At 45.7% G+C, this 19350-nt stretch carries 20 protein-coding genes and 1 pseudogene; 11 read left to right on the top strand and 10 right to left on the bottom strand.

Features of this window, described 5'->3' with window-relative positions; all coding sequences use genetic code 11:
* Positions 1-197 precede the first annotated feature (197 nt).
* Positions 198-1433: a helix-turn-helix domain-containing protein gene (locus ACNAZ4_RS08545; RefSeq protein ID WP_415813838.1), complete on the bottom strand. Its 1236-nt coding sequence runs from the start codon at positions 1431-1433 to the stop codon at positions 198-200.
* A 198-nt stretch (positions 1434-1631) separates the two neighbouring features.
* Between ACNAZ4_RS08545 and ACNAZ4_RS08550 the strand changes: the two genes are divergently transcribed.
* The 3 genes from ACNAZ4_RS08550 to ACNAZ4_RS08560 all read left to right on the top strand — a co-directional run bounded on the left by ACNAZ4_RS08550 (position 1632) and on the right by ACNAZ4_RS08560 (position 4962).
* Positions 1632-1994: a hypothetical protein gene (locus ACNAZ4_RS08550; protein WP_415813839.1), complete on the top strand. Its 363-nt coding sequence runs from the start codon at positions 1632-1634 to the stop codon at positions 1992-1994.
* Positions 1991-3559 (top strand): sodium/solute symporter, encoded by a 1569-nt coding sequence (locus tag ACNAZ4_RS08555; RefSeq protein ID WP_415814181.1) that lies wholly within the window; start codon positions 1991-1993, stop codon positions 3557-3559. Before ACNAZ4_RS08550 ends, ACNAZ4_RS08555 begins: the two co-directional genes overlap by 4 nt.
* A 173-nt stretch (positions 3560-3732) precedes the next feature.
* Entirely contained in the window at positions 3733-4962 is a 1230-nt protein-coding gene (locus ACNAZ4_RS08560; RefSeq protein WP_415813840.1) for a DUF438 domain-containing protein, read from the top strand.
* A gap of 217 nt (positions 4963-5179) precedes the next feature.
* On the opposite strand, the gene ACNAZ4_RS08565 is transcribed toward ACNAZ4_RS08560, so the two are convergent.
* Positions 5180-6427: an MFS transporter gene (locus ACNAZ4_RS08565; RefSeq protein ID WP_415813841.1), complete on the bottom strand. Its 1248-nt coding sequence runs from the start codon at positions 6425-6427 to the stop codon at positions 5180-5182.
* Positions 6428-6798: 371 nt separating this feature from the next.
* Here ACNAZ4_RS08565 and ACNAZ4_RS08570 point away from each other — a divergent pair, with 371 nt between their 5' ends.
* The 4 genes from ACNAZ4_RS08570 to ACNAZ4_RS08585 all read left to right on the top strand — a co-directional run bounded on the left by ACNAZ4_RS08570 (position 6799) and on the right by ACNAZ4_RS08585 (position 8251).
* Positions 6799-7167 carry a PH domain-containing protein gene (locus ACNAZ4_RS08570; RefSeq protein WP_415813842.1) on the top strand — a complete coding sequence of 123 codons (369 nt, stop codon included), beginning with the start codon at positions 6799-6801 and terminating at the stop codon, positions 7165-7167.
* A gap of 342 nt (positions 7168-7509) precedes the next feature.
* Positions 7510-7725: a DUF1659 domain-containing protein gene (locus ACNAZ4_RS08575; protein WP_415813844.1), complete on the top strand. Its 216-nt coding sequence runs from the start codon at positions 7510-7512 to the stop codon at positions 7723-7725.
* Between the two features lie 36 nt (positions 7726-7761).
* Entirely contained in the window at positions 7762-7980 is a 219-nt protein-coding gene (locus ACNAZ4_RS08580) for a DUF2922 domain-containing protein (RefSeq protein WP_415813845.1), read from the top strand.
* Between the two features lie 70 nt (positions 7981-8050).
* Complete coding sequence (locus ACNAZ4_RS08585; protein ID WP_415813846.1) at positions 8051-8251, top strand: YvrJ family protein; 201 nt, start codon at positions 8051-8053, stop codon at positions 8249-8251.
* A gap of 278 nt (positions 8252-8529) precedes the next feature.
* On the opposite strand, the gene ACNAZ4_RS08590 is transcribed toward ACNAZ4_RS08585, so the two are convergent.
* Positions 8530-9144 carry a LysE/ArgO family amino acid transporter gene (locus tag ACNAZ4_RS08590; RefSeq protein ID WP_415813847.1) on the bottom strand — a complete coding sequence of 205 codons (615 nt, stop codon included), beginning with the start codon at positions 9142-9144 and terminating at the stop codon, positions 8530-8532.
* Positions 9145-9465: 321 nt separating this feature from the next.
* Positions 9466-10326, bottom strand: a complete 861-nt coding sequence (locus ACNAZ4_RS08595) for an AraC family transcriptional regulator (RefSeq protein ID WP_415813849.1) — start codon at positions 10324-10326, stop codon at positions 9466-9468.
* A 219-nt stretch (positions 10327-10545) separates the two neighbouring features.
* Between ACNAZ4_RS08595 and ACNAZ4_RS08600 the strand changes: the two genes are divergently transcribed.
* From ACNAZ4_RS08600 to ACNAZ4_RS08615, 4 genes are all read left to right on the top strand, one after another.
* Entirely contained in the window at positions 10546-11118 is a 573-nt protein-coding gene (locus ACNAZ4_RS08600) for an RNA polymerase sigma factor (protein WP_415813850.1), read from the top strand.
* Positions 11105-11854: an anti-sigma factor gene (locus tag ACNAZ4_RS08605; RefSeq protein ID WP_415813852.1), complete on the top strand. Its 750-nt coding sequence runs from the start codon at positions 11105-11107 to the stop codon at positions 11852-11854. The genes ACNAZ4_RS08600 and ACNAZ4_RS08605 overlap by 14 nt, the downstream gene beginning before the upstream one ends.
* Positions 11855-11984: 130 nt before the next feature.
* A complete protein-coding gene (locus tag ACNAZ4_RS08610; RefSeq protein ID WP_415813854.1) occupies positions 11985-13331 on the top strand; it encodes a copper amine oxidase in 1347 nt (448 codons plus the stop codon).
* Positions 13332-13394: 63 nt separating this feature from the next.
* Complete coding sequence (locus ACNAZ4_RS08615) at positions 13395-14018, top strand: class F sortase (protein WP_415813855.1); 624 nt, start codon at positions 13395-13397, stop codon at positions 14016-14018.
* Between the two features lie 136 nt (positions 14019-14154).
* On the opposite strand, the pseudogene ACNAZ4_RS08620 reads toward ACNAZ4_RS08615, so the two are convergent.
* From ACNAZ4_RS08620 to ACNAZ4_RS08645, 6 genes and pseudogenes are all read right to left on the bottom strand, one after another.
* Positions 14155-14289 (bottom strand): annotated as a pseudogene (locus ACNAZ4_RS08620) (AraC family transcriptional regulator); the annotation flags it as partial.
* A 140-nt stretch (positions 14290-14429) separates the two neighbouring features.
* Positions 14430-15161 carry a YwaF family protein gene (locus tag ACNAZ4_RS08625; protein ID WP_415813856.1) on the bottom strand — a complete coding sequence of 244 codons (732 nt, stop codon included), beginning with the start codon at positions 15159-15161 and terminating at the stop codon, positions 14430-14432.
* Between the two features lie 151 nt (positions 15162-15312).
* Positions 15313-16689: a sensor histidine kinase gene (locus tag ACNAZ4_RS08630; protein ID WP_415813857.1), complete on the bottom strand. Its 1377-nt coding sequence runs from the start codon at positions 16687-16689 to the stop codon at positions 15313-15315.
* Entirely contained in the window at positions 16686-17387 is a 702-nt protein-coding gene (locus ACNAZ4_RS08635; RefSeq protein WP_415813858.1) for a response regulator transcription factor, read from the bottom strand. The genes ACNAZ4_RS08630 and ACNAZ4_RS08635 overlap by 4 nt, the downstream gene beginning before the upstream one ends.
* 75 nt (positions 17388-17462) lie before the next feature.
* Positions 17463-18413: an ABC transporter permease gene (locus ACNAZ4_RS08640; RefSeq protein WP_415813859.1), complete on the bottom strand. Its 951-nt coding sequence runs from the start codon at positions 18411-18413 to the stop codon at positions 17463-17465.
* On the bottom strand, positions 18413-19324 hold the full coding sequence (locus ACNAZ4_RS08645; RefSeq protein ID WP_415813860.1) for an ABC transporter ATP-binding protein: 912 nt from the start codon (positions 19322-19324) through the stop codon (positions 18413-18415). The genes ACNAZ4_RS08640 and ACNAZ4_RS08645 overlap by 1 nt, the downstream gene beginning before the upstream one ends.
* Positions 19325-19350 lie beyond the last annotated feature (26 nt).

A 19350-nucleotide genomic window follows, 5' to 3' on the forward strand; every position in this document is an offset into this window, starting at 1 on the left:
CAAGAAGATGGCATCTGTTTTTAATAAACTTGGTTAATTGTTACTGGTAAAAAATAGAATTTACGGTAAGTGTGTTTGAGTTACCCAAAAAACTTAAAAAAGTATTTGACATTGTACGCTATACAATAAAAAGGAGTTTTCTGCCAAAAGAAAACTCTTTTTTTGATAGTGGGCTTAATGGTCATTTTTGGTGACATTTATACAAAAATGACCTCTTCGGTCGCACGATAGTCCCTTGGTGACAGGCCGACGTATTTTTTAAAAGTGCCGCTGAAGTAGTTTGGAGTATTGTATCCTAATTCTTCGGCAATGGCTTCGACGGTGTGGTCGGTGTGGCGCAGAAGCCAGACCGCACGCTGCATGCGGACAAAGGTGACATACTCGACGAAATTCCGCCCGGTTTCTTGTTTGAAAATCCGGCTGAAATAGGGAACGCTGAGATTGATTTGATTGGCAACCTGCTTGATGGATAGATCCTCCGTACAAAACCGGGAAATATACTCGGTGCACTTTTGAATTTGCATGTCCTTCGTGATTTCCTCGAAGTAGCGAAGCTTCAGCCTTTCATATGGAGACGTCCGCCGCGCCTTGCATGCTTCCTTGTAGGAATGGTGCAGAAGCAGCGGTTCGCGGTAAACGGAACCGACACCAATATAAAGCTGGATCCCGTACTGATTTCCGAGTGACTCAATGGTCTCAAGAATCCGGGCCTCTCCCTCTTTCCAATGCTTCATTGAGCCATATTCGGGCTGCACCTGGAGCAGCATGAGCAAATGTTTTCGGTAGGATAGGAACGTTAGCTGGTGCCCTTCCAATTGCTTTTTAAAAGATTCCTGGATGACAACCGGTGCCTGCCAGCCTTCCTCCCTCCGCTTAGCCGGACAGCGGACGAATCCCTGTATGAACAGGACAACATTTGGAACAGCCTCGCCCGGAAGGAAGAAACGCGATTGCAGCAGCTCCTCCTCCGTCTTCACATCCCCTGATAAAAGCCTGCGCAAAAAAGACTCCTTAAACGGCAGGGAATTGCCTCCCACACCCGAATCGACAACGATAGAATGGAATAATTCGTCGCTTTCTGTGAATCTGTTGATTTCTGTTTCAATTTCATCGATTGCCCGCTTCAATGTGCGTAAAAAGACGCGCTGCTTCACTGATTTTACAAGAAGGTATGTCAGCTTGAATTCGATTGCCAGCGGCGAGGTGTGCAGCAAGGACGCATCGAGCAGCGGAATGATCCGGCAGTCTTTATTCCGTTTGCGGAACCGGTGGATTTTTACCCAATCATGCCATTTGTTCACTTCAATAATGGCGATATGTATATCATTCTCGTTATCTACCAGCTTGCAACTCTCCTTGCATTCTTCATGGATCCAGCTCCCAAGCTTCTGGTATTCCCGCTCATCTTCAACGGAAAGCAAGATGCGATACAAAGCCTCCACCCCCTTTCAAACATTCATCTAAATGTATAAAAATAAAAATTATCTTAAATATTTGTATATTTCTGATAATTTATTGTAAGGCATTGGACAATTCTCTGTCGTAAAATCAATTTAATCATATCACGGCTTGCCTAAAGGAGGGAAATGATTACCAGCGGCAGGCAAAATATTTTCAAGGGGGAGTCATATTTGGCAGGGGAGTATCGGGAGTATAATTATGTAGCGGCTGATACAATTGATGTTAGCGAACTCGAGCCGCTTGATCCGGAAACAAAGAAAATCATGAAAAGTGAATTCAGTACTGGCATTAAACTTACGCTCTTTTATTATGTTTTCATCCTGTCCATTCCTATTTTGAACTGGTATGCCGGGGAGTTCATGTTCTCGCGCATGTGGGGCGGCATGACTTACAGCTGGTTCCTGACCTCGATCGTCGCAATGGCGATGGCGTTTATCATTGCATTTATCCATACAAATTTATATGAAAAGCGTCTGAAGCACCATCAAGCACAACAATCCGCCTCTCCAACTGACGGAAGGAGGATTGGCTGATGTCCGCTTTCCTTGAACCAAAATTCCTGTTGACCATGATTTTGATGTGTACCATTGTCTACATTACCTACTTGACCAAAAGAAATGCGACGGCTTCCGACTACTTCGTCGGCGGGCGCAGCTTCGGCTGGTTCACCAACGGCTCGGCGATTGGCGGCGACTATTTGAGCGCAGCCACCTTCCTTGGAATTGCAGGGCTCACCTATCAGTTGGGCTACGATGGCGCATATTATGCATTCTGCTTCTCCATCGGCCTGACATTGCTCGCGATTTTCGTCGCTGGACCGCTTCGCCGCTTCGGTGCCTATACCGTCGCTGATTTTCTTGCCTATCGCTTCCACAGCCGCAGGGCCCGTCTTGCAGCCGTGGCTGTCGTCCTGGCGATTTCTGGCTTTTATGCAGCGCCGCAGCTGCTTGGTGCCGCGCAGATCCTGAGCATGTTTTTCGGCACTAGCTATGAATTCGGAATCATTTTTACCTGCTCCGTGATGATTTTCTATGTTGGAATCGGCGGCATGAAGGGAACTACCCTCAACCAGGCGCTTGAATTATGGATCCGTCTTGGCGCATTCCTCCTTATGGTGGGCGCGGCCATCTGGGGCGGACTGCACTATCAGGATATCCTGGCATCAATCAATGAGTTCAAAGGAACCATCACAGGAACTGCAGGCTTCACGACTGATGGAAAGGATATTCCGTTCGACGGTTCTGTCTGGACAGGAACAGGCAACTACTTCCCGTCCTTCTGGCAAACCATCTCGATGACAATCGGACTTTCACTTGGAACGATCGGCCTTCCGCACATCCTGTTGCGCTTCTATACAAACCCAAGCGCGAAAGCAGCGCGCCGTTCCGCTCTAATGGCCATCGGGATCGCAAGCGTCTTCTTCCTGTTCGCTGTTTACCTTGGAGTAGTTGGACGCTCGATCTTCCTGGCTGGCGACGCTGACCCGGCTGTCATGAAAGATTTGATTGCCGGCGGAAACAATATGGTGGTTCCTTCGACTGCACAGGCCCTTGGCGGCGAATGGCTGCTCGGCCTTGTCATCGCCGGTGCATTCGCAGCTGTCTTCTCGAATCTTTCCGGACTGTTCATCGCCAGCTCCGGTGCCCTGGCCCATGATTTGTACGCAACCTTCTTCCGTAAAAACATTACTGAAAAAGAGCGCGTCATCGCTGGTAAGGTTTCAATCATTGTCCTTGGTGTATTGTACGGAGTTCTTGGCCTGATGGTAAAAGAAGCCTCCATCGGCCACCTGGTCGCTCTCGCCTTCACGGTAGCGGCAAGTACGTTCACACCAATCTTCATCCTTGGCATCTGGTGGAGGGGAATGACGGAAAAAGGAGCAATTGCCGGCCTTGTCATCGGCCTCGTCGCATCCATGTACATGATTTTCTTCAAGACCACCCTGCCGGAACTGCTTCAATTCAACGTACCGGGAATCATCACCGTCCCAATCGGATTCCTGTCCGTCTACATTGTCTCGAAGCTCGATCGCAAAGTACCATCAGATGTTAATGAATTTATGAAGCAAGTGCATTCTAAAGAATCTGAGGCAGCATAAATTATTTTGAGGACCCCGGGAAATTTCCCAGGGTCCTTTCTTTTTTTTATCCTAAGGTGAATATTTTTAAAAGGAATGATTTGCATCACTACTTCGTGTTTGGATAAATGTTATTTTTACGATATGAAACATGATTAACTGCATCCTATACACACTCTGGGAGGAGCTTGAACATGAGTGAAATGATAAATAACCGTGAGTTGAAAGCAATGGATCCTGAAAAACGCAAGGTGATGTTAAAGCAGCTTTTCAAAGATTTGCATGATGGTAAAAATGTGAATGAAGTCAAAGCCCATTTTGATGCTTTTATCGGAAAAATAACGATCGATGAAATTGCCGGACTCGAGCACGTTGATCTCGCTGAAGGTGATTTGTCAGTGGCAGAGATGCAGCGGATCTATTCCGCTCATTCCGAGATGTTTAAAGGGGCGATTGAACAGACCTACTCGATGAACGGGCCGGAGCATCAGCCAGGACATCCGGTTCATACCTTCGAGATGGAAAACCGTGAGATTGAGCAGCTTTTGCAAAATAGACTTCGAGTTCATCTTGAACAATTTGCCATAGAAGACAGCACCGAGAATATCCATCTCCTACTTGAGGATTGCAGCCTTCTCTACGACATCGACAAGCATTACAGCCGCAAGGAAAACCTGATCTTTCCCTACCTGGAAAAGTACGGGATCTACGGGCCGACGACGAATATGTGGAGGATCGACGACTTCATCCGTGACGGAATCAAGCTGGCAAAGCAAAAACTGGCAAGTTATGATGGCGATAAAAACGCCGTCATCGAAGAAGTCCAGTTTGTTTTCAAAGAAGTAAACGAAATGATTTACAGAGAAGAAAACATCCTCTTCCCAATGGCTTTGCAAAACTTTACGGAGGATGAATGGGTAAAAACCGCCCGCGAAAGCGATGAGATCGGCTATTGCCTGACCGCCCCCGAAGAAGAATGGAAACCTGCCAGGAAACACATCGACACAGACGCCATTTCTGAAGGCTATATTAAAATGGAAACGGGAATCCTTTCCCTGAAGCAGCTCGAATTGCTGCTGAACCATCTGCCAGTCGATATCACCTTCATCGACCAGGATGATGTTGTCCGTTATTTTTCACATGGAAAAGAACGAATCTTCGCACGCACCAAAGCAGTCATCGGCCGGACCGTCCAGAACTGCCACCCGCCAAGAAGCGTCCATGTCGTCGAAGACCTGTTGCGCGACTTCAAATCAGGCAAAAAGGACACCGAAGACTTCTGGATCAAGGTCCGCGACAAATTCGTCTACATCCGCTACTTCGCCGTGCGCGACGAGGACAACCAATACATCGGCACCCTCGAGTTCACGCAGAACATCGATCCGATCCAGGCGATTGTAGGAGAGAAACGGATTTTGTCTTAAGAACAAAAAGCGCAAGCGCCTCGTTCAGCCCCGACAAGCGCTGGAGGGCTGACCAGTGAACTCGTTCTTTGACTTCATTGGGCAGACCGAAGCGACTCGAGGGGCTAGGCGCTGGAGCTGGATTAAGATATCCACACTAGTCATCCACACCTAATAGATTTTATAATTTCCTATACCACAAGAAAAGGAGGCCCTTTTTAAAAGGACCTCCTTTCCCTTATACTCCCTCTTCCAGGCTTACCTTCGGATCCTTTTTCATCAAAGGAACCAGAACCATAATGCCAACAAAGAGCAGAATTGCTGCAGTTTCATAAATATACACAATAGAAAGATGCGTTTTCAGCCATCCTGCGGCTGACATGGTGATGACCATCGCCCCCATGAAGACTGGGTTTAGGATACCATTCACGCGCCCAATGAAGGATTCTTCCGTGTTCTGTAAAATCATCGTATTGATTCCGATGTGTATGCATGGCATAAATAATCCGGAGAAAAATTGCGCCGTCAAGGTCAGCCAGAATACGGTTGATAATCCCATTCCGATAAACCCGATTGCACTGGCAGCCATCCCGATCGCCAGCAGCACCTGCGGCTGGACCTTTCTCGAAATCGCAACTGTGATGCCTCCGCCCAGAATCATTCCTACTCCAAACGCGGCCATTAGCCACTGCAGCTCTTCCTTAGGCAATCCGAGCCTTTCTGTAATCAGGAATACGCCAAGCGGCTGCGTCAATCCGATGGCGAGACCTGCTGCCGCGAAACATCCGCCCAGCAATGACAGCGCCCTGCTGTTCAATACATACCGGAATCCTGCCTTCATCTCTTCCATCAGAGTCGTTTTTGGTTTTTCAGCGGTTGCTTCCTTGTCTGCAGGCAGCATCAGCAAGACCGCTGCGGAGCAAATGAAAGCAACTCCCATCACACCGACAGATGCGAGAATCCCGAAACGCTGATAGACAAAGGTCCCAAGAACAGGCCCAAGAATCATAAAGAGCGCAAAGACGGTCTGGTACATCGACATCCCCATCTGGACAAGCTCCATCGGTACATGCTGCTTGAACAGCTTCATTCCTGACGGCTGTGAAAATTGCGATAGGATGGAAGAAACCAATGTCGCGAAGAAAATCATTTTCCAACTGCCAAAAAACAACGTCAGCAGCACCGCAAAAACGGATACTGCACTTAACAGATCACACCAGATCATCGTCCTCTTCGGCCGCCAGCGATCCGCAAACGTTCCTCCTATGAACGAAAACAAGAAAATCGGCGCAAATTCAGCAACCGATATCAAAGAAACCGCAATCGGATTTTCGTTCGTCTTCTCAATTACATACAACAGGATCGAATAATTCCGGACCCAGATCCCGATCTGCAAAAACAGCACCGACAGCAAAATCGTCCGGATTACCTGATTTTTAAACAATGCACCCATGCCCACTTTTTGGTCATGCGTCATTTCCGACATAAAAAAGCCCCCTATTCCAAACTGGATAGAGAGGCACTTCAACCGCAAAAAGAACACAGAACATGCCACAGCATATCCATATTTACCATTGAGTTCTCAGAAGGGCAGGCCTAATCCTATCCAGAAAAATTGATGTATTCCAATTCATTCTCAAACAGGATTAGTTCATCATCGCCCCAAGTCACCCTTCCATAAAATAGTATTACCATACTACCCGAAAACAAAATCTAAATCAATACGGTAGGAAGCATGGGAGCGGATTTCAAGAGCGGGTTTTTATCATGAACGGCTTTTTATCATAAAAGAGAAGGTATTCCCATTAAAAGACAGAATAAAAGAAAGGAAGATACTTATTTCAGGAGGTTATCAAAATGGTCGCAACTCAAGCAATTTTAGCATGGACATTCATCTCTGAATGCCCGATCCCAAACGATGTCGATGGACTTTTAGTGGAAGGCGAAAAAGCAGTCGCCGCCTATAAAACCATCCGCGACAGCGCAATTTTCACCAACAAGCGATTAATCGTCAGGGACGCCCAGGGCCTTACCGGCAAAAAGGTCGAAATCTACTCCCTGCCATACTCTTCCATCAACATGTGGTCCACCGAAAACGCCGGCAGCCTGTTTGATGTGAACGCCGAAGTGGAACTATGGACAAGGGCAGGACATATCAAAGTCAACCTGAAAAAAGGCGTCGACATCCGCAAGTTCGATAAGCTGATTGCCGAGGCACTTCTATAACATGTGAAAGCATTCCTGGTTCGTGAACAGGGATGCTTTTATTTTTGCTGGAATGACCTTCCCCTGGTATTCCGCGGGACGTTTCGCTAGAGGGGTTCTATCGGACACTTTTTCCTTCTACTTCTCCAGGTTTGTCCGTTACAGCCCTTCTATCGGACACTTTTTCCTTCTTCTTCTCCCGATTTGTCCGATACAGCCCTTCTATCGGACACTGTCCAGTGATGCCCCTCCCGGTTTGTCCGATAGCAATCGATCATTCTGCTCAATTCTATAAAAATATCATCGCACCCTGTCCTTTTCCCTTCCCCGCCTGTATATAAAAGGTGAAAGGAGGTGAGGCAGATGGCAATGGCAATGTTGAAGGATTCGAATATGAGGCTTGTGTTCGAGGCTGGTCTTAATGAAAAGGGCGAACCGATCTTCAAGAGCAAAACGTACCGCTATGTGAAAAAGGATGCGACTCCTGATCAGGTTAAGCAAGCGGCTGTGGCTCTTGGCGCCCTGAGCGCAAACTTGTTAAGCTCTGTGGAGCGTAACGACAGCTTCGATATCATCTAATCTGGCATTCTATCAATCTAATAGGAGGTGAAACACATGGCTAAAACTCTTGAATTGCAATTCGCTACCGACCTTGGCAAAATCGCCAAGCTGACTGTTGATAACCCTACAGAGCCAGTCGATCCAGCGGCAGTAAAGCTGGCAATGGAGCAGATCATCGCTTCCAATGCGTTCGTGCCAACGAATGGCACCCTTGTCGCTGTTGACAGTGCACGTATCGTCGAACGCAACGTAACCGACTATGAACTGATCTAATAAAGCTTGAGCCGGTCTGCTAAATGAGACCAGCTCTTGGTATAACTACTCAAGAAAGGAGGAATCGCAAATGGAGCAGCTGATTCCGTTCATCAGCGATGTGGGTTTTCCGATCGTCGTGACACTGTACTTGCTTCACCGGATTGAAGCCAAGTTGGATACCGTCGTCCACTCGATCCAAAGCCTGCCCGCGAGAATGCAGGAAAGGCCAGACCCTGAAACGATTTATCCAGCCAAAGTCACTCAGGACCCAATACGCGAGATAAATTAGGGTGCATATCTTAATAATAAGGCTCTTTTCTCAAACTTTGTTGCTATTGTCTACAACATAGAATTGAATTACCTAAGATAATTCACACAATTAACCCTTATGCTGAGAAAAGAGCTTGCAAACTTAGTACCGACATACAAAATGGCTATTATCACGTTAAAATTGGCTTTAGGATTTTAACAACACTCTTTACGAAAACAGCCAATAATGAAAATGAAATGGCGTGCAAACTGACAACAGTTTTGGCACGCCATTTTTGTGCTTTTATTTTACTTGTTTTATTGATCAAAAGATAAAAACAGATAGCCTGCCGCCGTCCACATCACCAAGGCTGAAATCTTATTCAGAATCAGCAGGATTTTTCCGGACTTATCAATTTTTCCAGTGATCCTCCCAATATAGGAAATGGCAAAAAACCAAATCCATGATACCAAGATCGTTGTAAGCGCAAAGATTATCTTTTCTTCTCCCTGATATCTGATGGAGCTTGTGCCGATTACCCCAACAGTGTCCATGATTGCATGTGGGTTCAGGAGCGAAACAGAAGCTGCAAAGACTATTTGTTTCTTTATAGAAAATCCCTTTGACATCGAACCTTTTTCATTATTTGGCTCGCTGTTCCAGGTGGTCCATCCCATATAGACTAAAAATACAATCCCTCCACCGATTAAGATCACTTTAAACCAAAACGAACCCAGAATCAGCAAGGAGACTCCCAGGACAGATACCGAAATTAACAGGGTATCACATAAAGAAGCTGTGATGACAGCTGGCAGTACCCTCCGATACCTAGTCTGTAACGCCCCTTGATTAAAGATAAAAACATTTTGGACACCAAGCGGCAGGATCAATCCAAGTGCAAGTATAAATCCATGAATAAATGCTTCTAACATCAAAAGCTCTCCCATTTATTGCATTATTTTTACTAGTCTTATTTTAGTTTGAAATCGTTTCTATGTCTCCAACCAATGAAGTGGAATCCAGGCCAACCAAGTTCAATTCAATTAAGGAATCCCTTTTTATCGAACGACCTGAATACCAGCCTGTCATATATATGATGGTTAAAATCCTAATTATTCCCCTTTGAAAAACAAAAGCTGGCACAATAGGAAAATGGCGTGGACAATACCCACGCCATTTTCTATGTCCGCTCAAACCGAACGAATTCTTTTAGGATTTCTTTAATCAAACGTTTGATTAATAATCAGAAAAAGCTATTTTACCGGTATCCAGATCTCTGTATAGTAATCGGGATCAGCCGAATTACCTGCTGTATACACCTCCAGATCAGGGGTGCCTGCATGCTGGTAGCCGCTCGATGGAAACCATTCTGTGAAGATTTGCTTCCATACATTTTGGATAGCATCTGGCATCGGGCCGTGGACTTCGAAGATCGCCCACTTGGACGCAGGAATCTCCATTTTCAAATAGCCATCGGGTGTTTCACCTTGATAAGCAGCCCCAACCCAGTAATCCATCTGCTTCTCGTGAACCTTGCCCTGGTCCACGCAGACACCAAGAATACCTTTTACTGGCCCGTTGTTTTTACATAACAAGAAATCACTTGTTCCATCCTGGTTCGCTTTGTCCCACATCTTCGGAATCCCAGCGAGATTTTCCCCATTTTCATAAGAGAATCCCTCTTTGATCCCAATCACTTCAAAACCTTCTTGTTCCACCACTCTATATTGCATTGGTTCCGCTCCCTTCAAACTCACCTGGATTCCCAGGCGGCTATATGATTTCAGCTTTCCGGTATACTTTCGCGCTTCACTTGGCGAAATGCCATGCTGCCTGCGGAATGCCTTCGTAAAAGCTTCGGGAGTGTCGTAGCCATATTTCAGCGCAAGGTCGATAATTTTTGCATCGCTGCTGCATAGTTCACCAGCTGCCAGCGTCAAACGCCTGCGCCTGATATACTCTCCAACAGAAATATCCGTCAGAATGGCAAATGTCCTCTGAAAATGAAACGGAGATGAACTCGCCTGTTTCGCAATCTCATCCACCGTTAGATCATCGAGCAGATGCTCCTCCATATAATCAATCGCCCTCTGCAAAGCTTCAATCCACGCCATACCACTCACTCCCTTAAAAACATCCTATCAAGATTCCATTCTGGATTCCGGTCATTTTCTGCTCATATTTGTCAGTTCTATAAAAATTCTTCAATTCCCTTTTTTCAAAAAAAAAATGATCTTTATTCATCTTTACATCGTTAGCTTAGCAAACTGTAAAATTACATCTTTAAATAAATAGGTTATGATGTTACAAAATACATATAGAAGGAGAAAGAGATGAGCGAACATGATATCGAGCTTTATGCACGTTTGCAGGCAAAAGATAAACGGGCACTTGAACTCTTATATGACCGATATGAAAAGCTTCTGTTTTCGTTCGCATACAGGATGACAGGCAGGCGTGATCTGTCAGAGGAAATCGTGCAAGATGTTTTCCTCAAACTATGGACGAAACCCGGAATGTATGATGAAACGAAAGGGAAATTTTCTTCTTGGATTTTGACCGTTACCCGATATGCTTCGATTGATTGTCTTCGTAAAAAAGATGAGAACCATGTCGAGCTTGAGGACCGCGATGCATTGAAATCTACAGAACCTTCGGTAGAAGAGTTGGCAGAGTGGAAAGAAAAGCGCAGTGAAATCCGGGAGGCCATCAATCAATTGGCTGAAGAGCAGCAGCAAATCGTGGAGCTTTTTTATTTTAAAGGACTTTCACAGCAAAAAATTGCGGATACATTCCAAATCCCTCTTGGGACGGTAAAAGGACGAATACGATTGGCTCTTAAGCATCTCCATAAAACAATAGGCGGAATCAGGGAAGGGAGGGATCATAGCTATGACCGATCATAAGACATGTGAATGTTTACTGGATTATTTTAATAACACACTGAGTGATGAGGAAAAATCGTTATTCGTGAATCATTTAGCCACATGCAAAGATTGCCGTGAGGAGCTGGAGGAACTGACTATGCTGACAGCAGACCTTCCTTTTTCAGCAGAACTGATCGAGCCGAATTCAGGAATGAAGGACCGAATCCTTGCTTCCGTTTTTGAAGAAGATGGAGAAAGTGAAGTACCTGAGGGAATGGATAAACCAACAGAAATAAAGGAAACCAACCGCCGGAGTTACAGATGGCTTCAGCCTCTTCTGGCCGCGTCATTGCTTTTTTCCTTATCGGCTAACGCGTACTTTTATTTGAACCAATCCGACCAGGAGCTCAGCGAAAGTCCACGGGAAGGAACAGATGAAATCGTAAAGCAGGTTCAATTGGCGGTTTCAGAAGGTTACGAAGGAAACGCTGAAGCAGCCATGATCAAAAAAGAAGAAGGAATGGCCCTAGTTGTCCAGGCAAGCAACCTCAAGCCTTTAACCGGCAATGAAGCCTACCAGGTTTGGCTCATTGATGAAGCAGGCGAAAAGTTCAGGGCAGGAACTTTCCGCACCAACTCTGACGGAAAAGGTGCCGTCACTTACTCGGTTAATTACGAAGGTGAGCACAATTGGACGACCATCGCAGTTACACTCGAACCGACTCCTGATAGCCAGCAGCCAAAGGGTGATATTGTGTTAGCTTCACAGCTATAATAATTTTTTTGAAACCTGACTTGGACATTGCTCCGTGTCAGGTTTTTTCTTTTTTTTCAAAAAAAGTGATCCATCCTAAAATTTCTCCCGTTAGCATAGTGAAAACCAAAAACAAAGGAGAGATTTCATAATGAATATTAAAAAAGCAGCGATTGCCGTACCACTCAGCTTATCCCTCTTACTTCCTGTTGCAGCAAACTCGGCAGCAGCCCATGATCACGCAACTCCTACAGTATCCGATTCAGCAGTCGATTTAAGAGCTACCCTTGACCAGCTCCTTAGTGAACACGTGTACTTAGCCGTTGAAACGATGCGTAAAGGTGTCGATGGCTCGAAGGACTTTGAACAATCCGCCGCGGCCCTTCAAGGAAACACGGAAGATCTAAGCGCTGCGATTGCCTCTGTATACGGAGACGAAGCAGGTGCGAAATTCAAGGAAATGTGGTCCGCCCACATCGGTTTCTTTGTGGATTATGTAAAAGGAACTGCAGGGAACGATGAAGCAGCAAAGAAAGCAGCCCTTGATGAACTGGCGCAATACAAGGAAGACTTCTCGAACTTCCTCTCCACCGCAACTGAAAAACGCCTGGAAGCGGATGCCCTGGCTGAAGGACTGCAGATGCACGTGGACCAGCTGGTCGGCGCCTTCAATGCCTACGTTGCAGGGGATTATGAAAAGGCATATGAATATGAACGTGAAGCGATCCACCATATGTACATGGTGAGCAAAGGGCTTTCCAATGCGATTGTCATGCAATTCCCGGACAAATTTGAAAACCACAAGGCTGTCACGCCTGCCGCTGATTTACGCTCCGATCTAAATTACCTGCTTTCAGAACATGCTGGTCTGGCAGTCACAGCGATGCAGAACGGCATTGACGGCTCAAAGGATTTTGATGCGTCAGCCGCGGCTCTTTCTGCCAATACGGAAGATTTGAGTGCAGCGATTGCCTCTGTATATGGCGATGAAGCAGGCGAACAATTCAAACAGATGTGGGCCGAACACATCGGGCATTTTGTCAGTTATGTAAAAGCAAACGGAGCAAATGATGAAGAAGCGAAAAAAGCAGCCCTTACCGCCCTTGCCCAGTATAAGGATTCCTTTGCCAAGTTCCTCGAGACTGCAACTGATGGCAGACTGAAAGCAGATGACCTGGCAGAAGGATTGCAAATGCACGTAGACCAGTTGATCAAAGCTTTCGATACCTACACGTCTGAAGATTACGCCAGCACCTACCCTGCTGTAAGGGAAGCTTATGGCCACATGTTTGAAACATCAAAAGGACTTTCGGGAGCCATCGTTGACCAGTTTCCTGATAAGTTCAAAGCAGAAATGCCTTCTGAAATGCCTAAAACAGGGATGGGCGGCACCGCTGCTCAAGGACTACCTTTTGAGGCAATCCTGATTTCAGCCATTCTAGCTCTAGCAGCTGCAGGCTTCGTAACCATGAGACGTCTTGCTGCTGACAAAAAATAAAAAGCCAGATTGAGAGAAGGCACTTCCCCTTCTCTCTTCTGCCTTTTTACTGAGGTGATTCTCTTGAAAAAACTTTATACAATAGTTGTTGCACTGATTATGACAGGCTGCTCAAGCCAGCCGGGTGCTGAAACAACGGAAGTAACTCAGGCTCCGATCAAAGAGCAATCCATGTCCAGTGTTTCCTCAGAATCCAAGATTGAGATCATCAAAGATAACCGCAGTGGCATCGTTCCTGCCACAATTGAAATTCCTGCGATTAATGTTAAAACCAAGATTGAAGAAGTAGGCACCTTGAAAGATGGGCGCATGGATGTCCCGAAGAATCCTGACAATGTCGGCTGGTACGAACCCGGAACATTGCCAGGAGCTCCCGGAAACGCTGTCCTCGCTGGACATGTAGATGATCTGACAAGCCCTGCTGTTTTCTATGAACTTCACAAAGTGAAAAAAGGCGACAAGATCATCGTGACGGGTACTGATGGCCAGACACTGACCTTCGAAGTATACGACCAAAAAACATTCCCTCGTCTGGATGCACCAATTGAAGAGATCTTCGGCTTCTCGTTTGCTAGCACCCTCAACCTCATTACCTGCAGCGGGGACTATGACACCGAGACAACAGAACGGGCTGAACGGACTGTTATTTACACCAAATTGGTTGAGGAGAACAATGACAGCCTTTGAACATAGGAAAATCCTGACAGAAGCCTGACAAGTCCATTTTTCATTTGGAGAATTTGAAATAACCAGGTTAATTCAAACAGAATTAGTAATTCAAAGAATTTAAAAATGCTTGGAGTCCCAAGCATTTTTTACATACTTATTTAATTTTATAAATTAGATTGATATATTGTAAATCTCCGTAACCTATGGATTGGAACAGTTCAAACAACCTCTTGATTAATGCAGCTGTCGATGAATCTTTATTTTTATTAATATACTTAACCATCAAGTTCGTCCATTCTGCCAATTGCCAGCTGGCGCAAAGGCCAAGCCAATTGAGAGATTAATGCTGATGTCCAATAGACTACGATAACCAGGATGTTTTAACCGTATTTTTCTATTAAAAAGCCACCTTACGAATGTAAGATGACTTTATTTTTGCCGATAAAAGGCCTTTAACCGTTTCCTGTTTTCCCTTTTGATCAGCTGCCACATCGGGATATAGGAAAGGCTGAACACAATCAGCGCGGCCACTTCCAGGTTCAGGTAGTACATGAGGCCGCTTCCGAAGAAGGACAGGATGGTCTTCGATTCAGTTGGACTGGCCAGGTAGAAGAAGTTCGTGTCAAACAGGAAGTTGAAAGTGAAGATGGGAACGGCGACGATGTTCACAACAAGATATGAGAATAGAATGGCTTTTCGGGGGACTCTGTAGCCTTCATACACGATGAAATACAAGACGGCAATCGGGATGGCCGAGTGATTGAGGAAATACTCGATAAAATCAATATGAGGAAATGTATAGATCATTTCAGGCGTCACCATCGCCAGGATCGCAGGCAGGGAGCCGATAAAATAGAGCACATAAAATGCTTTTACATTCTTCCTCCAAAAGATATACATCGCCAAAAACGAACTCATCGAACACAGATGCAGAGGAAGATCACTGATTTGCCACTGGCCGGTAAGGATCAGCCAGGATTGGTGTGTTACCTGGCACGCCACCAGCGTCCAGAAAATGGTCCACTTCACAATATTCTTATGCGGCCTGATCTGCTTTCTGAACAGCACCAGCCCAAGACAGACAGCAAAGAACAGTCCGAGAGTAAGCAGATGCTCAGCAGAAAACAACTCAAACCCCTGCATTCCTGTAACGGAAAACATGATGTCATCACCTCGCTGTATATTAAAAGTCGGTTAACTATAAATATATGCGCGAAATGACTTTTTGAGCACAAGAGCAGATGAAAATGGGCGTTAATGGAAATTGCCTTGTGTAACGAAAAAGGTTCCCGTGAACTGTACGAGAACCTCCTTACTTCACATACATTGGCAGCGTAAAAACAAACTCGCTTCCTTTTCCCGGGTGGCTTTCGGCCCTGATTTCCCCTCCGTGCGCTTCGATGATGTATTTTACAATCGCAAGGCCTAGTCCGGTCCCACCTGATTCTCTGGAACGAGATTTCTCACCGCGGAAGAATGGTTTGAAAATGGAGCCAAGGTCCTCTCCATCAATTCCCTGTCCATTATCCTTAATGCTAGCTTGAACAAAACCAGGCAGCCTTTCCACTTTCATTACGATGTTCGTACCGCCGTACTTGACAGCATTATCGATCAAATTGGCCATCACTTGCTTCATCCTGCCGCCGTCAATGTTCAGGCTTACCGATGGCAATGGATCGGCAAGCACCAAATCCACATCCTGGTATTCCAGCTGTGCAACCTGAAAGACTTCGCGGAAAAACTCCCGGCTATTCACGAGTGATTTTTCTATTGAAAGCTGCTCAAGTTCGAATTTCGAGAACTCAAATAAATCTTCAATCAGCCTGTCCAGCTGATCCGTCTTGGATTTAATGACCCGATAATACTTCTTCTGCATCTCTTCATTCCTGGCTATCCCGTCTTCAAGGCCCTCCACATAGCCCTTTATTGAGGCAAGCGGAGTCCTTAGGTCATGGGAAATGCTCGCAATCAATTGTTTTCGCGCCAGCTCATACTGTTGCTGCTGCTCCGTTGATTTTTTTAAATGGTTACGCATAAGATCAAATCCATGGATGAACCGGCCGATTTCATCCTGTTTTCGGTACTCGATCTTATAGTCCAGGTTCCCTTCAATCACTTCTTCAGTCGCCACATAGATTTCTTTCAAAGGATTGAGGACTGTCCGGGAAAGATACCATGTCCATAGTAAAACCAGCGCACCCAGCACAGCCAGCCCGGTTACAATCGCTCCGATCACAGCATAAATGATTTCTTTAAACTGACTGAATGGCGGTACAGACAGGGAATTCGCCTGGATTTCAGCTGACAGCTTGCCTTGGCCCTGTGTCGTGACATCAACAGTGAACTTTCCCAGCCTTTCAAGCAATATAGAGGATTCCTGACTCGGTTGATAATCGGCAGAATTAAACAGACTCTCTCCGTTTGGGGAGAATATCTGAAGCCCAACATCATATTTCTTCAGGAGCGGCCTTACCTTTTCGTAAAATAAATCTGGTTCTGCAAGATATTCAGCATTCTGTTCAACCGTATCTTTTACCTGTGTTAACAGCAGGTCCAATTCATCCTCATTGCCTGATCGTGCTTCAATACCTGATGATACCACTGAAAGGAACAAAACAGACGCGACAATCGGAAGTATGATAATGGTGACAAAGGCCAGAATCAGACGCGGTTTTAGCCCCCATTTCATAGGCTGCCGCCTTCAAATTTATAGCCAATTCCCCATACTGTTCTTATATAAATTGGCTCCGAGGGATTTGGTTCGATTTTTTCGCGCAGCTTCCTTACATACACGGTAATCGTGTTGGCATCCCCTACATGCTGATAACCCCACACGTTTTCTAGCAGCTGTTCCTTGGAGAACACCTGGCCTTTATTACCTGCCAGGAACGCGAGCAGCTGGAACTCCTTTGCAGAAAGCTCAACCTGCTTTCCACCTGCAACCACCATATATTCCTTTAAGTGAATTTCAAGTCCTGGATACCTGATAGTCTGTTCCTGTTCCTTTTGCAGTGATAGATGCTTGAACCGTCTTAGCTGCGCCTTGATACGGGCAACAAGCTCCCCCGGACTGAACGGTTTTGTCACATAATCATCTGCTCCGATCCCAAGTCCGATAATTTTATCCGTTTCACTCTTCTTAGCACTCATAATGATAATCGGAATATTGGACTCCCCTCGGATTCTGCGGCAAAGCTCAATCCCGTCCATTTTTGGCAGCATCACATCAAGCACTGCCACCGTGGGGCGCAGTTGGAAAAATAGCTCCAACCCTTCCACCCCGTTAAAAGCAAGGACACATTTGTATCCCTCTGCCTCAAGATAATCCTGGACAAGCTCCGCGATTTCACGTTCATCTTCAACAATTAAAATCAGATCTTCTTCCATGCACATTACCGCCCTATACTTAAAAAATAAAGGAAACCACCTAATGCAGTTTCCTCTTTCATAACATAGTTAAGCTTACGCCGCAACGTCACGCCTGTTGAAAATATACAAAGACAGGAATGCGAAGAGTCCGAAATAGATGATCAGCATCACGATCGAAAAGGTCATCGTCATCCCTTCGACCAGCGGTGTTCCTGTTGTATATTGCATGAAATCTGTATTGGCAAAAAGGATATATTTTACCCAGTCATACTGGCTTAATAGCTGGACGAGCTGCGGACCAGTAAACATCAGGAACAAGGAAATACCGATCGCGAGCGAGCTGCTGCGGAATACGGTCGAGATCATGAAAGCCAGTGTCACCATCATGACAAGATCAATGCTCCTGAAACCGAAAAGCTGGATTATATGCGTGACCATATTCTGCTCGACTACCCTTCCATTGCTAAAGGATAGATAAGGTGTTTCCGCTCCGCTGAAGCCGAAAAAGAGGATGCCGAACAGGAAAGACGTACTGAACAATAAAGTAAGCATTAACAACGCGAACAATAGCGTCGATGCATATTTGGCCAGGAGAATTTTCGTCCTGCTTACTGGGCGGATCAAGAGAAGCTTAACGGTTCCCCAGGAAAACTCACTTGCAACCATGCCCGCTGCAATTACAATTGTAAACAAGGCGGCAATTCCCGTGAATGTAGTTGTATCGACCATATAACCCCAGAGCGAGTCCCGTTCAACAGGCGCTATATTGTTCTCGATCCGGTATTCATTCAAGGCAACCCTTTCCTTCACCATTTTCTTTTGCGCTTCAAGCATCGGTGCCGCTTCCACACTTTCTGTCAATTGCGCATTTTCAGCTGCTAGTTCCGCTTTCCAATCCGCACTGTTCCCTGAATCCAAGACAAACTTTGTAAAAGCACCCATAAGTGCGACCACAAGAACCAGGACCACAATCATCACCCATGTTCCTGCCCTTTTATAAATCTTTACATTTTCATTCTGATTCAGTCTGAAAAAATGGCTCATCAGTTTCCCTCCGTCATTTCCAGGAATTTTTCCTCCAGCGTACTGCTTCCTGAAGAAACCTGGTAGATTGCATATTCTTCACCTGCAAGCGCCTGAACAAGTGCAGGGACTTTTTCCCGGGCCGCTGATACAAAGAGCTGGTTCCCTTTCACAACTGGATTCATTTCAGGGAAAGTTCTTCCGATGAACTCCCTGGCTTTTTCGAGCGGTTCAATTTCAATGGCTGTACTGACCTTTGTTCCTACAAAATCCCCTACTGTTTCAACGCTGACCAGCCTGCCATCCTGGATAATGCCAATCCGGTCACACATTAGCTGCATCTCTGAGAGCATATGGCTCGATACAAAAACAGCAATGCCTTCTTCAAGGGCGATCTTTCTAATATAGGTGCGAATTTCCCTGATCCCGGCTGGGTCCAGGCCATTCGTCGGTTCATCGAGGATCAGCAGCTTCGGTGAATGCAATAATGCCTGGGCCAAGCCTAATCGCTGTCTCATGCCCAGTGAATATCCCTTTACCTTTTCATGTATTCGTTTCTCCAGACCGACCAGCTTCACGATTTCATCAATTCTATCCTTTTTCACTGGAACCGGAAGCATTCTTGCATATTGGAGCAAGTTATCATAGCCTGACAAGAACTTGTACATCTCAGGATTTTCAATGATCCCCCCAACATGTGAGATGGCTTCCTCAAAACTCTTTTGAATGCTGAATCCGTTGATCAACACCTCTCCTTCTGTAATGCCCATCAACCCGACCATCATCCGGATCGTTGTCGTTTTACCCGCCCCATTCGGCCCGAGGAAACCAAACACCTCACCAGGATACACATCCATGCTGATTCCATGGATGATGGTTTTATCTCCAATCACTTTTTTCAAATTCTTTATCTCAACAATCGGTTTTTTCATATGTCATTGCCTCCCTTTCACATTCT

It is taken from the genome of Mesobacillus thioparans (genome assembly GCF_965138835.1).
Classification (GTDB): Bacteria; Bacillota; Bacilli; order Bacillales; family Cytobacillaceae; genus Mesobacillus; species Mesobacillus thioparans.